Annotated in this window: 16 protein-coding genes and 1 tRNA gene; 10 read left to right on the top strand and 7 right to left on the bottom strand. The window is 67.0% G+C overall.

Annotation, left to right across the window (positions count from 1 at the left end):
- Window positions 1–41 precede the first annotated feature (41 nt).
- From AC5P9L_RS15580 to trxA, 3 genes are all read right to left on the bottom strand, one after another.
- Entirely contained in the window at window positions 42–1,667 is a 1,626-nt protein-coding gene (locus AC5P9L_RS15580; protein ID WP_099480002.1) for a CHASE2 domain-containing protein, read from the bottom strand.
- Window positions 1,664–3,319, bottom strand: coding sequence for a FecR family protein (locus AC5P9L_RS15575; protein WP_279915692.1), 1,656 nt, complete (start codon window positions 3,317–3,319; stop codon window positions 1,664–1,666). Before AC5P9L_RS15575 ends, AC5P9L_RS15580 begins: the two co-directional genes overlap by 4 nt.
- 153 nt (window positions 3,320–3,472) lie before the next feature.
- The gene (trxA, locus tag AC5P9L_RS15570; protein ID WP_024956031.1) at window positions 3,473–4,330 is read right to left on the bottom strand and encodes a thioredoxin; all 858 of its coding nucleotides are present in this window, start codon (window positions 4,328–4,330) and stop codon (window positions 3,473–3,475) included.
- 124 nt (window positions 4,331–4,454) lie between these two features.
- Between trxA and AC5P9L_RS15565 the strand changes: the two genes are divergently transcribed.
- The 8 genes from AC5P9L_RS15565 (at window position 4,455) to AC5P9L_RS15530 (ending at window position 11,356) form a co-directional block, all read left to right on the top strand.
- Window positions 4,455–5,057 (top strand): DUF998 domain-containing protein, encoded by a 603-nt coding sequence (locus tag AC5P9L_RS15565; RefSeq protein WP_279915693.1) that lies wholly within the window; start codon window positions 4,455–4,457, stop codon window positions 5,055–5,057.
- Between the two features lie 116 nt (window positions 5,058–5,173).
- Complete coding sequence (leuS, locus tag AC5P9L_RS15560; RefSeq protein WP_197613958.1) at window positions 5,174–7,816, top strand: leucine--tRNA ligase; 2,643 nt, start codon at window positions 5,174–5,176, stop codon at window positions 7,814–7,816.
- Between the two features lie 136 nt (window positions 7,817–7,952).
- Complete coding sequence (locus AC5P9L_RS15555; RefSeq protein WP_005410539.1) at window positions 7,953–8,537, top strand: LPS-assembly lipoprotein LptE; 585 nt, start codon at window positions 7,953–7,955, stop codon at window positions 8,535–8,537.
- 9 nt (window positions 8,538–8,546) lie between these two features.
- Window positions 8,547–9,584, top strand: coding sequence for a DNA polymerase III subunit delta (holA, locus tag AC5P9L_RS15550; protein WP_005410538.1), 1,038 nt, complete (start codon window positions 8,547–8,549; stop codon window positions 9,582–9,584).
- Entirely contained in the window at window positions 9,585–10,253 is a 669-nt protein-coding gene (nadD, locus tag AC5P9L_RS15545; protein ID WP_005410537.1) for a nicotinate-nucleotide adenylyltransferase, read from the top strand. It abuts the gene before it with no gap.
- Between the two features lie 58 nt (window positions 10,254–10,311).
- Window positions 10,312–10,722, top strand: coding sequence for a ribosome silencing factor (gene rsfS, locus AC5P9L_RS15540; protein WP_005410536.1), 411 nt, complete (start codon window positions 10,312–10,314; stop codon window positions 10,720–10,722).
- 64 nt (window positions 10,723–10,786) lie between these two features.
- The gene (gene rlmH / locus AC5P9L_RS15535) at window positions 10,787–11,257 is read left to right on the top strand and encodes a 23S rRNA (pseudouridine(1915)-N(3))-methyltransferase RlmH (RefSeq protein WP_005414126.1); all 471 of its coding nucleotides are present in this window, start codon (window positions 10,787–10,789) and stop codon (window positions 11,255–11,257) included.
- A gap of 22 nt (window positions 11,258–11,279) precedes the next feature.
- Window positions 11,280–11,356: transfer RNA gene (locus AC5P9L_RS15530), tRNA-Asn, on the top strand.
- A gap of 73 nt (window positions 11,357–11,429) precedes the next feature.
- Here the strand turns inward: AC5P9L_RS15530 and AC5P9L_RS15525 are convergent.
- The 4 genes from AC5P9L_RS15525 to AC5P9L_RS15510 form a co-directional block, all read right to left on the bottom strand.
- The gene (locus tag AC5P9L_RS15525) at window positions 11,430–12,851 is read right to left on the bottom strand and encodes a basic amino acid/polyamine antiporter (RefSeq protein ID WP_088436169.1); all 1,422 of its coding nucleotides are present in this window, start codon (window positions 12,849–12,851) and stop codon (window positions 11,430–11,432) included.
- 130 nt (window positions 12,852–12,981) lie between these two features.
- A complete protein-coding gene (locus tag AC5P9L_RS15520) occupies window positions 12,982–15,816 on the bottom strand; it encodes a TonB-dependent receptor (protein ID WP_043034741.1) in 2,835 nt (944 codons plus the stop codon).
- Window positions 15,817–16,012: 196 nt separating this feature from the next.
- On the bottom strand, window positions 16,013–16,663 hold the full coding sequence (locus AC5P9L_RS15515; protein ID WP_241889362.1) for an energy transducer TonB: 651 nt from the start codon (window positions 16,661–16,663) through the stop codon (window positions 16,013–16,015).
- Window positions 16,664–16,876: 213 nt separating this feature from the next.
- Window positions 16,877–17,614 carry an SIMPL domain-containing protein gene (locus AC5P9L_RS15510; RefSeq protein WP_005410531.1) on the bottom strand — a complete coding sequence of 246 codons (738 nt, stop codon included), beginning with the start codon at window positions 17,612–17,614 and terminating at the stop codon, window positions 16,877–16,879.
- Window positions 17,615–17,745: 131 nt separating this feature from the next.
- Between AC5P9L_RS15510 and AC5P9L_RS15505 the strand changes: the two genes are divergently transcribed.
- A complete protein-coding gene (locus tag AC5P9L_RS15505; protein ID WP_032966937.1) occupies window positions 17,746–18,354 on the top strand; it encodes a Maf family nucleotide pyrophosphatase in 609 nt (202 codons plus the stop codon).
- Window positions 18,347–19,834 (top strand): ribonuclease G, encoded by a 1,488-nt coding sequence (gene rng, locus AC5P9L_RS15500; RefSeq protein WP_005410529.1) that lies wholly within the window; start codon window positions 18,347–18,349, stop codon window positions 19,832–19,834. Before AC5P9L_RS15505 ends, rng begins: the two co-directional genes overlap by 8 nt.
- The last annotated feature ends 15 nt before the right edge of the window (window positions 19,835–19,849 follow it).

Below are 19,849 nucleotides of genomic sequence, written 5' to 3'. Positions count from 1 at the left end.
TCTAACCATTCGCATGCGTATGTTGCACCCGGTGGCACCGGTCACGCGCCGCCGTCGATCACATACCCGTCGCGTCCATTCGCTTTGGCCTGGTACAGCGCGGTGTCGGCCCCTTCGACGAAATGATGCGGTTGCAGCTCGCCTTCCGGTACCCGGGTAAACACGCCGATGGTGAGCGTCACCCGATCGTCGCTGCCGTCACCGTGTACCGGCAATGCACGTACGCAGTCGATCAGGTCCTGGATGACAAGCCGCGCGCCTTCGGCCGGGGTATCGGGCAATACCAGCGCGAATTCATCGCCACCGTAACGCGCGGCCATGTCGCGCGGCCGCCGCGCATGCGCGCCGATCAACCGGGCGACGTCCCGCAGCACGCGGTCGCCGACCTGGTGGCCATGGCGGTCGTTGTGGCGCTTGAAGTGGTCGACATCAATCAGCGCCAGGCTCAGTGGCTTGCCGTTGCGTCGTGCGGCGTCGCATTCCTGCTGCAGCGCCTGTTCGAAACGCAGGCGATTGCCAAGGCCGGTCAGTGCGTCGCGGTTGGCCTGCCGGTGCCAGGCCGAAATCCGCCAGATCGCCCAGGCCAGCAGGACCAGCAGGACGCCCAGCAGGGCGGTGGCTGGCGCCCACCAGAGGTTGCTGGTGCGCAACAGCAACCAGCTCAGCAGAGGGGCAAGCGGCAGCGAACTCAGTGCCGCCAGCCACGGCAGGCGCAGGCCGAGCAGGATCACGCACAGCGCCACCAGCACCGCGCTGATGGTGTGCTGCCAGAAGCGGGGCAGCACCTCGATCTGCTTGTGCTGCAGCAGCATCGAGGCGATGTTGGCCTGGTACTCGCTGCCGCTCATCCAGAACTCGCGGGTGGTCGGGGTCAGCAGGCGCGGTGCGATGCCGCTGGCGGTCATGCCGACGATGATGCGGCGGCCATGCAGCATCGCCATGTCCACGTGGCCATCGAGCACGTCTGCGTAGGAAACCTGCGGCAACTGCTCGGGAGGTCCGGCATAGCGCACCCGCACGTAGTCGTTGCGCCGCCATTGATAGGGCGAGCCCACCTCGGGATCAGGGTCGGGCAGCCCGCGCACCGCGCCCGCGGGCAGGCCGGTCAGGGCCAGCCCGAGCGCCGGCCAATGCGCCTTGCCGATGCCCGCATGCAGGTAGATGCCGCGGGCGACACCGTCACTGTCCACCTCAACGTCGGTGTGGCCGATGGCGGCGGCACTGGCCGCGATCTGCGGAACCGGCAGCATTTCCTCTGCCATGCGATCGCCGGCTGCCGGTGCGGCCAGCACCGGCAGCACCACCCGGCCATTGCGACGGATGGCCGCGGCCAGCGCCTCGTCCTGGCGGCTGTCGCGGCGGTCCGGCTCGGACAGCATCAGATCCAGCGCGACCCGTTCGGCACCGGCATCGGTCAGGCGATCCAGCAACCGGGCGTGGACCGAGCGCGGCCACGGCCATTGGCCGATGCGTTGCAGGCTGCCTTCGTCGATGGCCACGATCAGCACGCTCGGGTCGGGTCGATAGTCCCAGTTGCCGACCATCGCGTCGTAGGTGGCCTCGTCCTGCCGCCACAGCCATTGGCCCTGGCTGGCGACGAGGGTCAGTATCCCGGCCAGCATGGCCAGCAGGATCCGCTTCGACCACGGCAGCGGCGAGCGCCTCACAACAGCAGCCACAGCAGCAGGGCACCACCGCCGGTGCCATAGCAGAGGCGACACGGCAGGGCGATCTGCTGGGCAGGCGAGAACTCGCCGGCATGGCCGTCATCGTCGATGTACTGCACGCGCACATGCAGGGTACCGCGCCACGGACGCTTGAAGCTGACCTGCGGTTCGGCCACGGTTTCGTCGACCAGGGGCGCCTTGAAGTCGCCGCGGCGGTCGACCTGCACGCGATAGCGCTGGCCTTCGCTGCCGGCCTGCCAACGCAGGGTCAGTTCACCGTGCGCGGCCTCCGGCGGTTGCAGCGCAGGATCCACCGGCTCGTTGCTCAGCTGCAGTGGCAGGGCCTGGCCATAGCGCCCCTGGTGCCCATCGGCACTGCGGGAGGCGATCCGCCAGAAGTAGTGACCCGGCGGCAATGGCTGCGCCAGGCGCAGATCGGTGCCGGTGCTGGTCTGTTCCTGCAGTGGCTGTACGAAGGTGGAATCAGCCGCGATCTGCAGCACGCTGCTGCGCGCACCGGGGGCTTGGCTCCAGCGGAAACGCGGGCGGTCGCTGTTGATTGTCTGTCCATGCAGCGGGGTCAGGGTCAGCGGCGGTGGGGGCTGGTCGCTGAGTTCGAAGTCGGCACTGGCGTCGATGCCTTCCACACCCTGCGCATCGACCGCGCGCAGCAGGATGCGCAGCTGGCCCGGCGGCAGATCGCCGATGGCCAGGCGGGTATCGGGGGTGGTGGCAGCGAACAGCAGGATCTCCGGCGTGGCTGCCTCTACCACTTCAACGCGGTAATGCGCGGCGCCGGTGACCGGAGTCCATGCCAGCAGCGTCGGCAACGGGGCCAGGCGCAGTTCATCGTTGCGCAGCTGCGGCGCCGGCAGCAGTACGGAGACTGCGTCCGGAGCGGCGTCTGCGCTGGCGCTGCGGGTGGCCTGTCCGGGCTGGACCATGCGCTGGCCATGGGTGTTGCCGACCTGCACCTTGCCCTGCAGGACCTCGGTGGCCGCGACATCACGACCGTCGCCGGCACTGACCCGGAAGACGGTGCCGCGCACGCTGCTGGTGGCGGTGGGCGCATCGATGATGTAGCGCGATGCCGGGCCGCGCGCGGGCGTCACCCGATTGCTGGCGCGGCCCTGCTGCAGGCGCAGGCGGGTGTCGACCATGCCGGTGTGGCCGTAGCGGCTGAGCTGGTCCAGGCGCAGGCGCGAGTACTCACGCAGCTGCAGGCGCGACGCATCGGCAAATTCCAGCGTGACGCTGGATTCGCCCTCGGTCTGTACGGTGTCTCCGATATGCAGTTGCTCGCCGGCCTGGATGGCGCGGCTGGCGCTGCCGTCTCCACTGGACAGTTCGACCTTGCCGCGGACCGAGAGCACCCGCGCCGGTGCCGGTTCGATGCGCAGCCAGCTGATGGGGAAACGCAGCAGCTGGCCGGGCGGCAGCCGGTAGGGGTTGTCGATTCGGTTGTGCTGCTGGAGCTGTTGCCAGCGCACCGAGGGTTTCAGATACACGCCACCCAGATCCCACAGGGTGTCGCCGGGGCGGACCCGGTAGTTCCAGTCCTGCGCGGCGGCGATGGCCGGCAGCAGAAGCAGGGCACAGAGCAGGGCGCCCTGGAAGCGCATGGCAAACAACAGCGAGCGGACGAAGGTCACAGTTTTGCAATCCCGGCAATGCGGGGGTGCAGCTGCAAGACCCCATGGCCCCGACCTCATCCCCCCGAACGGATCGTGGCGGCCGTACGGCCGCCATCGTGCGCATTATTGCCCGCGTCCAGTGCAGGGATTCTGAACGAACCCGGCTTCCGTTCAGAACAGCAGGGAGGCCATCCTGCGGCGGTACTGGCCGACCAGGTCCTCGTCGGAGATCACATTGAAGGCATCGATCAGCGCCTTGCGCGGCAGGCCTTCCTCGAAACTCCGGTCGATCCGCAGCATGTCCAGGAACTGCGCCAGCGCGGCTTCGTCATGGCCGCCGAGCAGCAGCTGCACGCCGCGCAGGTGGCGAGCCTTGAGGTCATTGCCGTTGGCGGCGATGCGCGCGTCCAGCACCTCGGCGGCCGGGGCGTCCTTCAGGGCGGCGGCAAAGGACAGCCGGGCGCGGGCGCGCACGGCGCGGTCGTCGGTGGCCAGGTTGGCGGGCAGGCCGTCGATCAGCGTACCGGCTTCGTCCACGCCGCCGATCTGCAGCAGGGCCAGGGCCAGGTCGAGCTTCAGCTCGTCCTTGTCCGGCTCGGCGGCGATCTGCGCACGCAGTACGTCCACCTGTGCCTGCGGATCCAACGGCGCTTCGTCCTCGGCGGCAGTGTCGCCGACGTCGGCCGGCACGATGCCGTGCTGGGCCAGGAACTCACGCAGCTGGCCTTCCGGGATGGCGCCGGGGAAACCGTCCACCAGCTGGCCGCCCTTGACCAGGAACACGGTGGGCACCGAGCGGATCTGGAAGGCGGCAGCGATCTGCTGTTCCTTGTCGACATCGACCTTGGCCAGCTCGAAGGCGCCGTTGTATTCGGCGGCCAGCTTTTCCAGCATCGGCCCCAGGGTCTTGCAGGGGCCGCACCACGTGGCCCAGAAGTCGACCAGCACCGGCGTCTGCAGCGACTTCTGCAGGACTTCGGCCTCGAAGGTCGCAGTGGTGGCGTCGAATACGTAGGTCGTCTCGGTCATGGGGGAGGCATCGATTGGCGTCTGGAGACCGATTCTATGGTGACGATCGATGCCAGTCTCAACCCGGACTGCGGCAAATGCCCGACAATGCGTCGTTCCCGCCGCCGTTGCTCCTGGAGCCTGCATGACCTCCCCGTCTTCCCTGTTGCGTCTGTCCGGCCCCGCCGCCGCACTGCTGTTCGTGCTGGCGGTGCTGGGCTTCGGCGCCGGCCTGGACGGCTATGCACAGGCCAGTCACCCGGTGGCCCTGCTGGGCGCATACGGCGTGCCGCACGCGTTGGCCTTCAATCTGCTGGGCTTCGTACTGCCGGGCCTGTTGGCGGTGGTAGCGGCCGAGTGCCTGCGCCGACAGCTGCCGGCCAGTGCTGGCTGGGCGCCGCGGGTGGGCAGCCAGATGCTGTTGCTGGGCGGACTGGCCTTCACCGCGATGGGCTTGATGCCGCTGGATGTGGACGATCTGCACGGGCCGGCCAGCCAGCTGCACGCCAGTGCCTGGATGATCTGGGTGCTGGGCTTCGTCGCCGGCACCCTGTTGCTGGGCATCTCGCAGCTGCGCCAGACGCACGGCCGCGCCCTGGGCGGGGTGGCGATCGCCTGTGGCGTGCTGGCGGCGCTGGCTGCCTTTGCGCTGCAGGGCGTGCTGCCGGCGCCGCTGGCACAACGGCTTGCATTCGCCTGCTGGGCGGTCTGGCTGGCGCTGGCCCTGCCTCTGTCGCGACCGCGCTGAGACCGGCTCCGGGCGCCGGCGGGGGCCGGCGGGGGCCGGCGGTCGGCGGGCAGGATTGGAGACGTTTGCCGCACTGCGGTACGCTGTACCGCTTTGCCGCCGCATCCGCGTGTTCCATGACCAGCGCTGAAACCAACGCCTACGACCCGCAGCAGGTTGAATCCGCCGCCCAGAAGTACTGGGACGCCACCCGTGCCTTCGAAGTCGACGAGACTTCGGACAAGCCGAAGTACTACTGCCTGTCGATGCTTCCGTACCCGTCCGGTGCGCTGCACATGGGCCACGTGCGCAATTACACCATCGGCGACGTGATCAGCCGCTACAAGCGCATGACCGGGCACAACGTGCTGCAGCCGATGGGCTGGGACGCGTTCGGCCTGCCTGCGGAGAACGCGGCAATCAAGAACAAGACCGCACCGGCGGCCTGGACCTACAAGAACATCGAGCACATGCGTGGCCAGTTCAAGGCCATGGGCTATGCGGTGGACTGGTCGCGCGAATTCGCCACCTGCCGCCCGGACTACTATGTCCACGAACAGCGCATGTTCACGCGCCTGATGCGCAAGGGCCTGGCCTACCGCCGCAATGCGGTGGTGAACTGGGATCCGGTCGACCAGACCGTGCTGGCCAACGAGCAGGTCATCGATGGCCGTGGTTGGCGTTCCGGTGCGCTGGTCGAGAAGCGCGAGATCCCGCAGTGGTTCCTGCGCATCACCGATTACGCCCAGGAACTGCTGGACGGCCTGGATGAACTGGACGGCTGGCCGGATTCGGTCAAGACCATGCAGCGCAACTGGATCGGCCGCTCCGAGGGCCTGGAAATCCAGTTCGACGTGCGTGATGTCGACGGCACTGCGCTGGATCCGCTGCGCGTGTTCACCACCCGTCCGGATACCGTGATGGGCGTGACCTTCGTGTCGATCGCCGCCGAACATCCGCTGGCCCTGCATGCGGCGAAGAACAACCCGGAACTGGCTGCGCTGCTGTCGGAAATGAAGCAGGGTGGCGTGTCCGAGGCCGAGCTGGAAACCCAGGAAAAGCGCGGCATGGACACCGGCCTGCGTGCCATCCATCCGGTCACCGGCGAAAAGGTGCCGGTGTGGGTCGCCAACTTCGTGCTGATGGGCTACGGCACCGGTGCGGTGATGGCTGTTCCGGGCCACGACCAGCGCGACAATGAAGTGGCCAACAAGTACGGCCTGCCGATCAAGCAGGTGATCGCGCTGAAGGATCCGCGCAACGACGACGAGCGCACCTGGGATGGTGCCCGCTGGCAGGACTGGTACAGCGACAAGAACCGTGCCTTCGAGCTGGTCAACTCGGCCGAATTCGATGGGCTGGATTTCCAGGGCGCCTTCGAAGCCCTGGCCGAACGCTTCGAGCGCAAGGCCCAGGGCCAGCGCCGCGTCAACTATCGCCTGCGCGACTGGGGCGTGAGCCGCCAGCGCTACTGGGGTTGCCCGATTCCGGTGATCTACTGCGACAAGTGCGGTGCGGTGCCGGTGCCGGAAGAGCAGCTGCCGGTGGTGCTGCCGGAGGACGTGGCGTTCTCGGGGACTGGTTCGCCGATCAAGACCGATCCGGAATGGCGCAAGACCACCTGCCCGGAATGCGGCGGCGCGGCCGAGCGCGAGACCGACACCTTCGACACCTTCATGGAGTCGAGCTGGTACTACGCCCGCTACACCTCGCCGGGTGCCCGTGATGCGGTCGACAAGCGCGGCAATTACTGGTTGCCGGTCGACCAGTACATCGGCGGCATCGAGCACGCGATCCTGCACCTGATGTATTTCCGCTTCTACCACAAGCTGCTGCGCGACGCGCGGATGGTGGACAGCAACGAACCGGCACGCAACCTGCTGTGCCAGGGCATGGTGATCGCCGAGACCTACTACCGCCCGAACCCGGACGGCTCGAAGGACTGGATCAATCCGGCCGATGTGGAAGTGCAGCGCGACGAGCGCGGCCGCATCACTGGCGCCACGCTGATCGCCGACGGCCAGCCGGTGGTGGTCGGTGGCACTGAAAAGATGTCCAAGTCGAAGAACAACGGCGTGGACCCGCAGGCGATGGTCGACAAGTACGGTGCCGACACCGTGCGCCTGTTCTCGATGTTCGCCGCCCCGCCGGAACAGTCGCTGGAGTGGAACGAAGCCGGCGTGGACGGCATGGCGCGCTTCCTGCGCCGCCTGTGGGCCCAGGTGCAGAAGCACGCCGCCGACGGTGCCGCCCCGGCGCTGGACGTGGCCGCGCTGGACGCCAGCCAGAAGGCACTGCGCCGCAAGACCCACGAGACCATCGGCAAGGTCGGTGACGACTATGGCCGTCGCCACAGCTTCAATACCGCCATCGCGGCGGTGATGGAACTGATGAACGCGCTGGCCAAGTTCGAGGACGGCAGCGAGCAGGGCCGTGCGGTGCGCCAGGAAGCGCTGCAGGCCATCGTACTGCTGCTGAACCCGATCACCCCGCATGCCAGCCACGCCCTGTGGCAGGTGCTGGGCCATGGCGAGACGCTGCTGGAAGACCAGCCGTTCCCGCAGGCCGACGCCGGTGCGCTGGTGCGCGACGCGCTGACCCTGGCCGTGCAGGTCAACGGCAAGCTGCGTGGCACCATCGAGGTGGCCGCCGATGCTGCACGCGAGCAGGTCGAAGCACTGGCTCTGGCCGAGCCGAATGCGGCCAAGTTCATGGAAGGCCTGACCGTGCGCAAGATCATCATCGTGCCGGGCAAGATCGTGAACATCGTCGCTGCCTGATGCATCCTGGGCCGGTCACCCACGCGGTGGCCGGTACCTTCCCGGTGCGGGGCCATGCACTTGATGGCCCTGCATTCACGCGGCTTCGGGCAGGCTGTGTGTTGCCGTGATCGCCCGGCTCCGCCAGACTGTCTCCATGACCCGAATCCTGCTTGCCCTCGTTCTTGTCCTCGGCCTTGCCGGCTGCGGTTTCCATCTGCGCAACAAGCTGATGCTGCCGACCGACACGGCGCCGGTGAAGGTGGTCTCCACCGCGCCATACAGCGAACTGGTCAAGCTGCTCAATCGCAGCCTGCTGGCTTCCGGTGCCAAGCTGGCCGACGAGGACAGCAAGGGGCCCAGTACCCAGCTCCAGGTGCTGTCCGAACGCTGGGGCGACCTGCCGATCGCCATCGACTCGCAGGGCCGTGCGCAGGAGTACAGCCTGCGCTATGCGGTGATCTTCATCTTCCGTCGCGAGGATGGCAGCGAGCTGGTGCCGCAGCAGGTGATCGAACTGTCGCGCGACTACGTTTCGCCGCCGACCGACGCCACCGGTACCACCACCGAACGCGAAATCCTGGCCGATGAGCTGCGACGGGAAATGTCCGCGTCGATCATCCGCCGCATCGACAGCGTGGTGCGCGCCGAGATCGAGAAGGGCGGCAGCCTGACGGCGCCGAAGGCCAAGCCGATCGAAGGGGCGGAGCCGGCCGAGCCGGTTCCCGCAGCCAAGCACTGAGTCGCGACGATGGAACTGCGTCCGGAGCAGCTGGCCAGCCAGGGCGCTGACACCCCGCTGGCGCCGGTCTACCTGATTGCCGGCCCGGAAACCCTGCGCGTGCTTGAGGCGGCCGACGCCATCCGTGCACGCGCACGCGCCGCCGGCATCGCCGAGCGGGAAGTGTTCGACGCCGATGGGCGTGATTTCGACTGGAACCAGCTCGACGCCAGCTTCAACGCGCCCAGCCTGTTCAGTGCCCGCCGCCTGGTCGAGGTGCGCCTGCCCAGCGGCAAGCCGGGCAAGGACGGGGCCGAGGTGATCAGCCAGTTCTGCGCCAACCCGGCGCCGGACGTGGTGCTGATGATTACCGCCAACGAATGGAGCAAGGCCCACCAGGGCAAGTGGGCCGAGGCAGTCAATCGCATCGGCGTGCTGTCGGTGGCGTGGGCGATCAAGCCGCACGAACTGCCGGACTGGATCGAGCGCCGCCTACGTGGCAAGGGCCTGCGTGCCGATCCGGCCGCCGTGCAGCGCCTGGCCGAGCGGGTCGAGGGCAACCTGCTGGCCGCTGCGCAGGAAATCGACAAGCTGGCGTTGCTGGCCGACGGCCAGCCGCTGGACGTGGAACGGATGGAATCGCTGGTGGCCGACGCCGCCCGCTATGACGTTTTCCGGCTGCTGGAAGCCACGTTCTCCGGCCAGCCGCCGGCGGTGCTGCGCATGCTGGCGGGCCTGCGCGGCGAAGGCGAGGCAGTGGCCGCACTGATGCCAATGGTGATCCGCGAGCTGTTGGCTGGTGCCGGCCTGGCCCGGGTACAGGCGCGTGGCGGCAATCTGGCCGCCGAAATGAAATCGCGCGGCATCTGGGAATCGCGGCAAGCGCCCTACAAGCGTGCGCTGCAGCGGCACCCCGAGGGCAAGCGCTGGGAGCGTTTCGTGGCCGAGGCCGGACTGGTCGACCGCATCGCCAAGGGGCGCGCCGACGGTGATGCCTGGCTGGCGCTGGAGCGCCTGCTGGTGGCCGTGGCCGAACCGCGTGCCGTGCGCCTGCTGGCGCGGGCCTGAGTGATGAGCCTGCGGATCTATTACGGGGGCACCTTCGATCCGGTGCACCTCGGGCACCTCGCCATCGCGCGTGCTGCCCGTGACGAACTGCAGGTCGCTGTGCGCATGCTGCCAGCGGCTGATCCGCCGCATCGCGCGGTGCCGGGCGCAACCGCTGACCAGCGCTTCACCATGCTCTCGCTGGCCATCGGCGATGAGCCAGGCCTGCTGCTGGACCATCGTGAACTGGACCGCGCCATACGCTTTCCCGGCCGCCCGTCCTATACCGTCGACACCCTGCGCGAACTGCGCGGCGAGTTGGGCCCCAGCCGGCCATTGGCCTGGCTGGTCGGGGCCGACAGCCTGCTGGGCCTGACCCGCTGGCATGAATGGGAGGCACTGTTCGGGCTGGCCCATTTCGTGGTGGCCGAGCGCCCGGGCAGTCCCCTTCAGGCCTCGGTGGATGGCGAACTTGGCCGCGCCCTGGAAGGGCGCTGGGCCGACAACGAGCAGGCCCTGTTCGCCAGTCCGGCCGGGCGCATCCTGCGCCTGCATCATCCGCTGCGCGAGGAATCGGCCAGTGCCGTGCGTGCGCAGATCGCCGCCGGCGGCCCCTGGCGGGCGTTGCTGCCGCCGGCCGTGGCCGACTATGTGGCCGCCCATGGCCTGTACCGCTCCCCTACGCCGTGAATGCCGCCGCCCCGGCTTGCCCGTATAATCGCCCCCACGTTTATCGAGTCGATCCACTTTGAGCAACCAGACCCAGCCCCAGACCATCAAGGTCGATCTGCCCAGCCCGCCGCCGTCCGTGCCGGAACTGCTGGCCAGCGTCCGCCAAGCCACCGAAGACCTGAAGGCCAAGGACCTGGTCGAGATCGATGTGCGCGGCCGGTCCAGCGTTGCCGACTACATGATCGTCGTTTCGGGCACCTCGACCCGCCACGTCAAGTCGATCGCCGATGAAGTCGTGCGCTTTGCCAAGAATCTCGACGTGATGCCGCTGGGTGTTGAAGGCGAGCGCGAAGCCGAGTGGGTACTGGTCGACCTGGGCGACGTGATCGTGCATGTGATGCTGCCGCGCGTGCGTGAGTTCTATGCCCTGGAGCGCCTGTGGACCGTTGGCGACCAGCCGCCGTCCAGCGACGACGAAGTGGCCTGAGCCGCACGTTGATGCATCCCTTCGACGGCGCCGATGGCGCCGTCGACGTTTTGGAGGACCGTTGATGAAAGCCCGCCTGATTGCTACCGGCGAACGCGCACCCAGCTGGGTGGCGCAGGGCTTCGCCGAGTACCAGAAGCGGCTGTCGCACTGGCTGCCGTTCGATCTGGTGGAAATCGAGCCCGGCCTGCGCGGCAAGGGCCGCGATGCGCGCCGCGCCACCGAAGACGAAGGCAGGCGCGTGATCGCCGCACTGCCGAAGAATGCCTATGTGGTGGCGCTGGATGTGCCCGGCCGCCAGCTCAGTTCCGAACAGCTGGCGCAGCGGCTGGAGCATTGGCGTGGGCAGGGCAGGGACCTTGCCTTCCTGATCGGTGGCCCGGAAGGGCATTCGCCGGAAGTTTCCGCGCTGGCCGACGAAAAGTGGTCGATTGGACCATTGACGCTGCCGCACATGCTGGTGCGCCTGGTGGTGGCCGAGCAGTTGTACCGGGCCGCCGCAATGATTGCGAATCACCCCTACCATCGCGCGTGAAGAGTGGTTATACTAGTCGTCTGCCCGAATAGCTCAGCCGGTTAGAGCACTTGACTGTTAATCAGGGGGTCGTTGGTTCGAGTCCAACTTCGGGCGCCACCTTGAAGAGACCTGCATCGCAAGATGCAGGTCTTTTTTTTGCGTTGTTGTAGAGCTGAGCCCGCACTCGACTCTACAGTGCCAGCTCACCTCTGGAGAACGCCACCAGCGTAGCGATGGCCACCACCAGAATGGCGCCGAACAACACCCATTCCCAACGCGTGAATACCTGCTCACCGCGTTGCAGCCGGGTCAGTGCGAACACCACGACGCCGGGCACATACAGCAGCACCGACAGCAGCAGGTTGTCGAGGCCTCCTGCATACACCAGCCACAACGCGTAGGCACTGGCCAGCAGCGCCACAGCGAAGTCACGCCAGCGCACGCCCGGTTCACCCGCATAGGCGTCCCCGCGCCACGCCAACTGCACGCCGAACGCGGTGGACAGGAAGTAGGGCACCAGGCTCATCGAGGCCGCCAGCAGCACCAGGCCCGTATAGCTGCCGGAGTTGACCAGCACCAGCAGCAGGAACAGCTGGATCAAGCCATTGCTCAGCCACAGCGCGTTGGCGGGCACGCCGCGCGCATTCTCGCGTCCCAGGACGGCCGGCATGGTGCCGTCGCCTGCAGCGGCGTACAGCACTTCGGCACACAGCAGCACCCAGGCCAGCAGCGCGCCGAGTACCGAAATGATCGAGCCGACGATGATCACCGTCGCGCCCCACTCGCCGACGATGGCGCGCAGCACGTAAGCCATCGACGGATTGGGCAACCCCGCCAGTTCGGCCTGCGACAGCACGCCCATCGACAGCAGGCTGACCAGCACCAGCAGCAGCCAGACGCCGAGGAAGCCGATCACCGTGGCGCGGCCGACATCGGCGCGACGGGCCGCGCGCCGCGAGTAGATGCTGGCGCCTTCGATGCCGATGAATACCCACACGGTCACCAGCATCATGCCGCGCAGCTGCTGGCCGAGATCGCCGAGTGCGGGCGCGCCAAGGAAATCGGCACGGAACACATCCATGCGGAAGGCACCGGCGGCCAGGATCAGGAACAACGTGATAGGCAGCAGCTTGGCCACCGTCACCAGGCCGTTGACGATGGCGGCGGTGCGCAGGCCGCGCAGCACCAGCAGGTGCACGGTCCAGAGAAGTAGCGACGAAGCGGCCACGGCGGCCGGGGTATTGCCTTCACCGAAGACCGGCATGAAGTGGCCGAGGCCACTGAAGATCAGCACGAAGAAGCTGGCGTTGCCGAGCACCGAGGCAACCCAGTAGCCCCACGCGGCGGAGAAGCCGATGTAGTTGCCGAAGCCTTCGCGCGCGTATGCGTAGATGCCGGTATCGAGATCCGGCCGGCGGTTGGCCAGGGCCTGGAACACGAAGGCCAGCATCAGCATGCCGGCGCCGCTGACCGCCCAGCCGAGCAGCGCCGCCGCCGGACCGGCGCTGCGCGCCACGTTCTGCGGCAATGAAAAGATGCCGGCACCGACCATCGAGCCGACCACCAGTGCGGTCAACGCGGGCAGCCCGAGGCGTTGTGATGTCGCGGCCATGATGTCCCCTGCGGCGCTGATGCCGCTGACCCACGGTAGCGGTGGGCCCGTGAACATGCCTGCAAGGGGCGCACAACGACGAAGGCCCGGGCAGGTGCCCGGGCCTTCGACGGTGGTGCGTTGAGCGGTATTACTTGAAGGTGTACTTGGCGCCGACAGTGAAGTAACGGCCGATGGCGCCGCTGAAGTGCAGCGGGTTGTAATTGACACCGCCGTAGGTGGACGGATCCAGCGGCGCGATGCGATCGAACACGTTCTGCACCGAGGCGTTCAGCTCGAAGGCTTCAGTGATGTTCCAGCGGCCCGACAGGTCGAAGGTGGTGAACGAGGAGATCTTCTTGACGTCCGTACCGTCTGCATACGCGAAGAGGTAGGAGCCGTTCGGACCACGGAAGTCCTTGTTGTCCATCTTCGAGATGTAGTTGGCAACGCCGCTGACGCTCCACGGACCCTGCCTCCAGGTGGTGCCGAAGTTGATGCGGTCCTTTGGCGTGCCGATGCAGTTGGTCACGTCGCAGTTGCCGTGGGTACCGGCGTAGTCGACAGTCACGTCGGCATCGGTGCGCTCGAACTTGAGCACATGGCTCCACTGCAGGTCCATCTCCAGCTGACCTGGGCCGATATCGAAGGTCTGGCGGATATCGGTATCGATACCCCGGACCCGGGTCGATGCGGCATTGATGTACTGCGTGTTGACCGCCAGGATGCTGCCGGTACCGGGTACGCCATTTAGCAGGTTGTTGTCACGCAACACGTTGCCGGCGGCAATGGCTTCGGAGGTGCTGCCCTGGGCGATTTCGTTGGTGCGCTTGATCTGCCAGGCATCGATGGTCAGCGAAGTCGTGGACGTGGGCTGCAGGACGATACCCACCGAATAGCTCTTGGACTCTTCCGGTTTCAGGTCCTTGTTCGGGCGGGTGATGATGGCGACCGGCAGAGCGCCACAGTCGTCGTCGTTTGCACCTGGTGCCGGATTGCCGCCCGGGCAACGCACGGGGTCGGACGCATTGGAGAATGCTGCCAGACCACCATCGCCGTTCTCGGCGGGGTTCGGTGCACGGAAGCCTTCCGCATAACTGCCGCGCAGTGCGATCCAATCGGCCGGCGTCCACTTGATGCCGATCTTCGGCGTGGCCTTGCCTTCACCGCTCTCGTACTTGTCGTAGCGCACCGCACCGGACAGTTCCAGGGTTTCCAGCACCGGTGCGGACAGCTCGACGTAACCGGCGTACACGTTCTGGGTGCCGTCGTAGGCCGAGTAGCCCAGGCCGATGATCTGGCCCTGGTCGGTGTAGGTCTGCGGGGTCAGGCTGTTGCTGGTCTTGCGCCATTCAGTACCCAGCGCCAGGCCCAGCGGGCCACCCTTCAGGTCCATCAGGCTGCGCGACACGGTGAAGTCGAACATGTCCAGGCTCGACTTCGCACGTGCGCTGATATCCGGCGAAATGAAGTCGTACAAGGCCTGCGAGTTCATACCGGCATTGTCACCGATGCGCCAAACACCACCAGCGCAGTTTGGGTTGGCCAGTGCACAACGTACATTGTCGTAGTTGAGGAAGCCGGTGCGCTTGTTGACCAGGTCGGTGCCGGAGTGCAGATACGCGGTGTCGTAGCTCCAGTCGCCCCAGTTGCCCTTGACGCCGACCAGGAAGCGGGTGAACTCGTTGGTGTTGTTGGTTACACGCGGACCGACATCCCAGGCCGAATAGCGCAGGCGCGAGGCCTGGCCCGGAATCGGATTATCTGGATGGTTCGGTCCCAGCACCGTAGCGCCGTCGCCACTGTTGGCGTTGACCGGGCCACCCGGATAGCCCCAGCCGCCTGAAACGCCAGACGGGGTGTTGCTGAAGGTGGTTTCCTTCTTTGAGTAGCCGATTTCGGTGTAGATCTCACCACCTTCACCAAAGGCGAAGCTGGCACGTCCAAACACGTTGACGTACTTCTCTTCCGGGGTGAGATCGCGATACAGCTGGTTCGGATCCCACAAGCAGCCCTGCGCCTGCGCGGATGCCTCTGTCTGGCCCGGAATCGTGGTAAGACCAGCACAACCGGGCAAAGCGACCAGGAAGGCCGGATTCTCTTCGGTCACATTGCGATCGTCGTACACCGAACCGTTCGGACCAACACCGCCGCGGGTCTTTCCACTGAGGAAAGCGCCGCCGAGGAACTGGGCGTTGTTGCCATAGCCCCACGGGCGGGTATCGCCGGTACCGATCCACTTGCGGTTCTTGCGATCGCTGATCTTGATCGCGTCGGTCTTTGCGACATCCAGGCTGAAGAAGGCATTCCAGCCGTCGGTGGCCAGATCGCCGGTACCGGCGGTCAGGGTCGCCTTCTTCGCGTCGCCATCGCTGTCGCCGGACAGGCCGTAGGAACCGCGAAGGATCGCGCCCTGGAAATCACTGCGCAGGATGATGTTGACCACGCCGGCGATGGCATCGGAGCCATAGATCGCCGAGGCGCCGTCCTTCAGCACTTCCACGCGTTCAACGGCGTCGAGGGGGATGGTGCTCAGGTCGGTGAAGACCTTCTGGCCGTCATCGGCCAGGCCGTAGGTGGCCATGCGGCGGCCGTTCAACAGGACCAGGGTCGAGCCCGCGCCCAGGCCGCGCAGGGAGATGCCGGCGCCACCGCCGGCAAAGCCGTTGCCGAAGGTCTTCGGGATCGAGCCGGAACCATCGGCGGTCAGTGTCTGCAGGTATTCGGCGACCGTGGTCTTGCCGGTGCGGTCGATTTCCTGGCGGGTCACCACCTGCACCGGGGACGGTGTTTCGGTGTTGGTGCGCGGAATGTTCGAACCGGTAACCGTGATGCGGTCCAGGTTGGTGGCCTTCTCCTGCGCGAAGGCGGAGGTGGAAGCCACGGCGCCAACCAGCAGCAGAGTGCCGCCGGTAAGGATGTGGGTGATGGACGATGCCAGGGTGCAGCGGCGGCGGCTGGCGGGCCGTTGGATCAGGTGTTTCACAGCTTCTCTCCTAACTGGAAAACCGTAGCGTTGAGGGCTGTCTCCGGAGTGTCCGGGACGGGCCAATCTAGGTTTCCGACGGGTGACGAAGTCGTGAAATTTTGCTTAATCCGTAACGTTTGAACTGGAACTTTGCCGAGTTTGGCAGTTCGGTCCCGAAGGCCGGTCCGACAGGCGGTCGGACCGGCCCGGGTCGTCAGTCCGGCAACGAGAACTGCACCGGCACCAAACCGATGGCCGGTACCGCTACACCATCACGCTGGGCCGGTTCAAAGCGCCAGCGCTTGAGCACCTGTTGGCGTGCAGCCTGGTCCAGGTGGCGCGAGCCACTGCTGCGCTCGATGCTGACCGCGACCGGCTGGCCGCTGCTGTCGACCTCCACCCGCAGCAGCACCGTGCCCTGCTCATGGTTGCGCAGTGCGGCGACCGGATAGGCCGGTGGCGGGGCACTGCGGTATTGCAGCTGGGCGCCGGCCAGCGGTGCATGGGTGTCGACGCTCGGCGCGAGTTGCGGCGGGGCCGGTTCGGCGGCCGGCAGCGTGATGCCCTGCGTTTCCTCCACGGTCGCGGTTGGGGCCGGCAGTGGCGGTGTCGCCGGCTGTGCCTGCGGTTTCGGCACGACCCGGGCAACTTCCTTCGGTTCCTGCAGCACCGGTGGGGGCGGCGTTGGCGGGATCTTCTCGATCAGCCTGACCGTGGTCTTGTCACGCGGGACCTGCACGGCCTGGTAGGTCGCCGGGATCAGCAGCAACAGGAACGCGAGCAGGTGCAGGGCGATGGCCGCGCTCCAGGCGGCAACGCGGGCGGGGTCGAAGTGCGGGGATGCAACGGGATACGTACGAACCATGGTCCACCTCCATGCCAGTGACGAAGTCCTCAACGCACCAGGGCCCGTGGCGGGGTTGCCGCACGCGGCTGGCAGCCAATCATTAGCGCCAGGCCCCGGCCACTGCCTAGAGGCAGGGGCAGGATCGTTGGGCTGGCCTTCAGCCAGCCGCCCTGGCCCATGAAAAAGGCGGGCCCCTGCGGGACCCGCCTCCGTCTACCGGAACGGATGGGATCAGCGACCCAGCTCGAACACCACGTCCAGATTGACCGACACAGTGGATTCGCCCGGGGCGACCGGCGTGGCCTTATCCATCGCCGCGCCGGCGGCCATGGTCCGCATCATCGGCATCGGGCGGTAACCACCCCCGGCATTCTCGGAGATGCTGACGATGCGGCGCACCTGAAGGCCGAGCGACTTGGCATAGGTCTGGGCGCGGGCCTGGGCCTTCTTCAGCGCGGCCAGGCGCGCTTCGTCATAGACCGGTTCCGGCTGGTCGATCTCGAAGCTGGGGCCGTTGATCTGGTTGGCGCCCTGAGCGGCCAGCGCGTCCAGCACCTTGCCGAGCTTGGCGATGTCACGGACCTTCAGGCTGACCGTGTTGCTGGCCTGGTAGCCGGTGATCTTCGGCGCTTCGTTGTCGGCATAGCGGTATTGCGGGTTGAGGCTGACGCCGCTGGTCTGCACGTCGCGCTCGGCGATGCCGGCGGCCTTGATCGCGGCGAGCACCTTGTCCATCTGCTGGGCGTTCTGGCGCATGGCGCTGTTGCCATCGGCGGCCTGGGTGACCACGCCGGCCGACAGGGTGGCCACGTCCGGTACGCGGGTGGCTTCGGCATTGGCCGAGATGTTCAGCAGCGTGCCTTCGGCCGCGGCGGCGATCGACGGCGACGACGGGGCGGCATGGGCAGTCATCGAGGTTCCAAGGGCGAGGGACAGGGCAAGCAGCAGCGGGGTGGCGGTCAGGCGCATGGAGAACTCCTTGTTGTGCCGTTGAGGGTGGTGTCGTAGCGATGAACGCGCTGTGAGCCCGTTCGGGGTTGAACGCGTTCCGGGACGGGTTGCCGACGATTCAGGTGGCGGCCTCAGGTTATGCTGTGCCGATGCTCTATCTTGCTTCCCGCTCCCCCCGACGCAACCAGTTGCTGGCCCGACTCGGACGCCCCTTCCAGGCCCTGGACCTGGAGGTCGTCGAGCAGCGCGCGCCCGCTGAAAGCGCCGAACAGTATGTGTGCCGGGTCGCCGCCGACAAGGCGCGCGCCGGCCTGGCCCGGGTGCTGGCCGATGATCCGCAGGCGCGGGTGCTTGGCTCGGACACCGAAGTGGTGCTGGACGGCGAGGTCTTCGGCAAGCCGGCCGACGCCGCCGGCGCACGCGCGATGCTGGCGCGCCTGGCCGGGCGCACCCACCAGGTGATGACTGCGGTGGTGGTGGTCGGCGCCGACGGGCTGGACAGCGAACTGGTCATTTCCGAAGTGACCTTCGCCCCGATCGCCGCCGCCGACATCGCCGCCTATGTCGCCACCGGCGAGCCGTTGGACAAGGCCGGGGCCTACGCCATCCAGGGCGGGGCCGAGCGCTGGATCGAACATCTTTCCGGCAGCTACTCCGGCGTCATGGGGCTGCCATTGCTGCATACCGATCGTCTGCTGGCGCGCTGTGGCGTGCCGGCCCCCACTGCCGATGCCGCCAGGGAGGCTGCCGATGTCTGAGGAAATCCTGGTCAATGTGACCCCGCGCGAGACCCGGGTCGCGGTGATCGAGAACGGCATGCTGCAGGAACTGCACATCGAGCGCGGTTGGCGCCGGGGTGTGGTCGGCAACATCTACAAGGGCAAGGTGCAGCGGGTCATGCCCGGCATGCAGGCCGCGTTCGTCGAGGTAGGCCTGGAGCGCGCCGCGTTCCTGCACGCCAACGACGTGGTGCGCCCGGCCCCGGTGGCCAGTGCAGACACCGAGAACACGACCCTTCCGCCGCCGGCCAGCGTGCCCATCGTCGAGCTGCTGCGTGACGGCCAGGACATCGTGGTGCAGGTGGTGAAGGACCCGATCGGCACCAAGGGCGCACGCCTGACCACCCAGATCAGCATCCCGTCGCGCTACATGGTGCTGCTGCCGCAATCCAAGGTGGTGGGGGTGTCCGCGCGCATCGAGGATGAAGCCGAGCGCGCCCGCCTGAAGGCCTTGGTGACCGAGCTGTCTGCGCAGCATGGCGGCTACGGCTACATCGTGCGTACCAATGCCGAGGGCCAGCCGGCCGAGGCCATCGCCGAGGACATCGCTTACCTGTCGCGGGTCTGGAACGTGGTCGAGCGCCGCGGCCGCGAAGCGGCCTCGTGCAGCAACATCTATGAAGACCTGAGCCTGCCGCTGCGTTCGGTGCGCGACCTGATCCGCAAGGACGTGGACAAGGTGAAGGTGGACTCGAAGGAAACCTTCGCGCAGCTGCAGGCGTTCGTGGCCAAGTACATGCCGGTGCTGGCCGAGAAGCTGGAACTGTATTCAGGCGATCGCCCGATCTTCGACATGTTCGGGGTGGAGGACGAGATCGGCCGTGCGCTGGACAAGCAGGTGCCGCTGAAATCCGGTGGTTACCTGGTGATCGACCAGACCGAGGCGATGACCACCATCGACGTCAATACCGGTTCGTTCCTCGGCCAGCGCAACCTGGAAGAGACGGTGTTCCGCACCAACCTGGAAGCGGCACAGGCGGTGGCCCGCCAGCTGCGCCTGCGCAACCTGGGCGGCATCATCATCATCGACTTCATCGACATGGACGATGCCGAGCATCGCCGCCAGGTGCTGCGCACCCTGGAAAAGGCGCTGGCCCGCGACCATGCCAAGACCACGGTGTACGACTTCTCTCCGCTGGGGCTGGTGGAGATGACGCGCAAGCGCACGGTGGAAAGCCTGGAGCGCCAGCTGTCGGAAACGTGCCCGCAGTGCAGTGGCCGTGGCAGCATCAAGACCACCGAAACGGTGACCTACGAGATCTTCCGCGAGATCACCCGTGCCGTGCGCCAGTTCGATGCCGCACGCCTGCTGGTGATCGCCTCGACCAAGGTGGTCGCGCGCATCACCGACGAGGAATCCTCGGCGGTGGCCGAGCTGGAGGAATTCCTCGGCAAGAGCATCCGCTTCCAGGCGGACGAGCAGTACCTGCAGGAGCAATTCGATGTCGTTCTGCTCTGATCCTCGCCGGCCGCA

It is taken from the genome of Stenotrophomonas sp. YJH_SMC_64 (assembly GCF_059371375.1).
The sequence above is the reverse complement of the archived record's forward strand: the minus strand, read 5'-3'. Positions and strand labels throughout refer to the sequence as shown.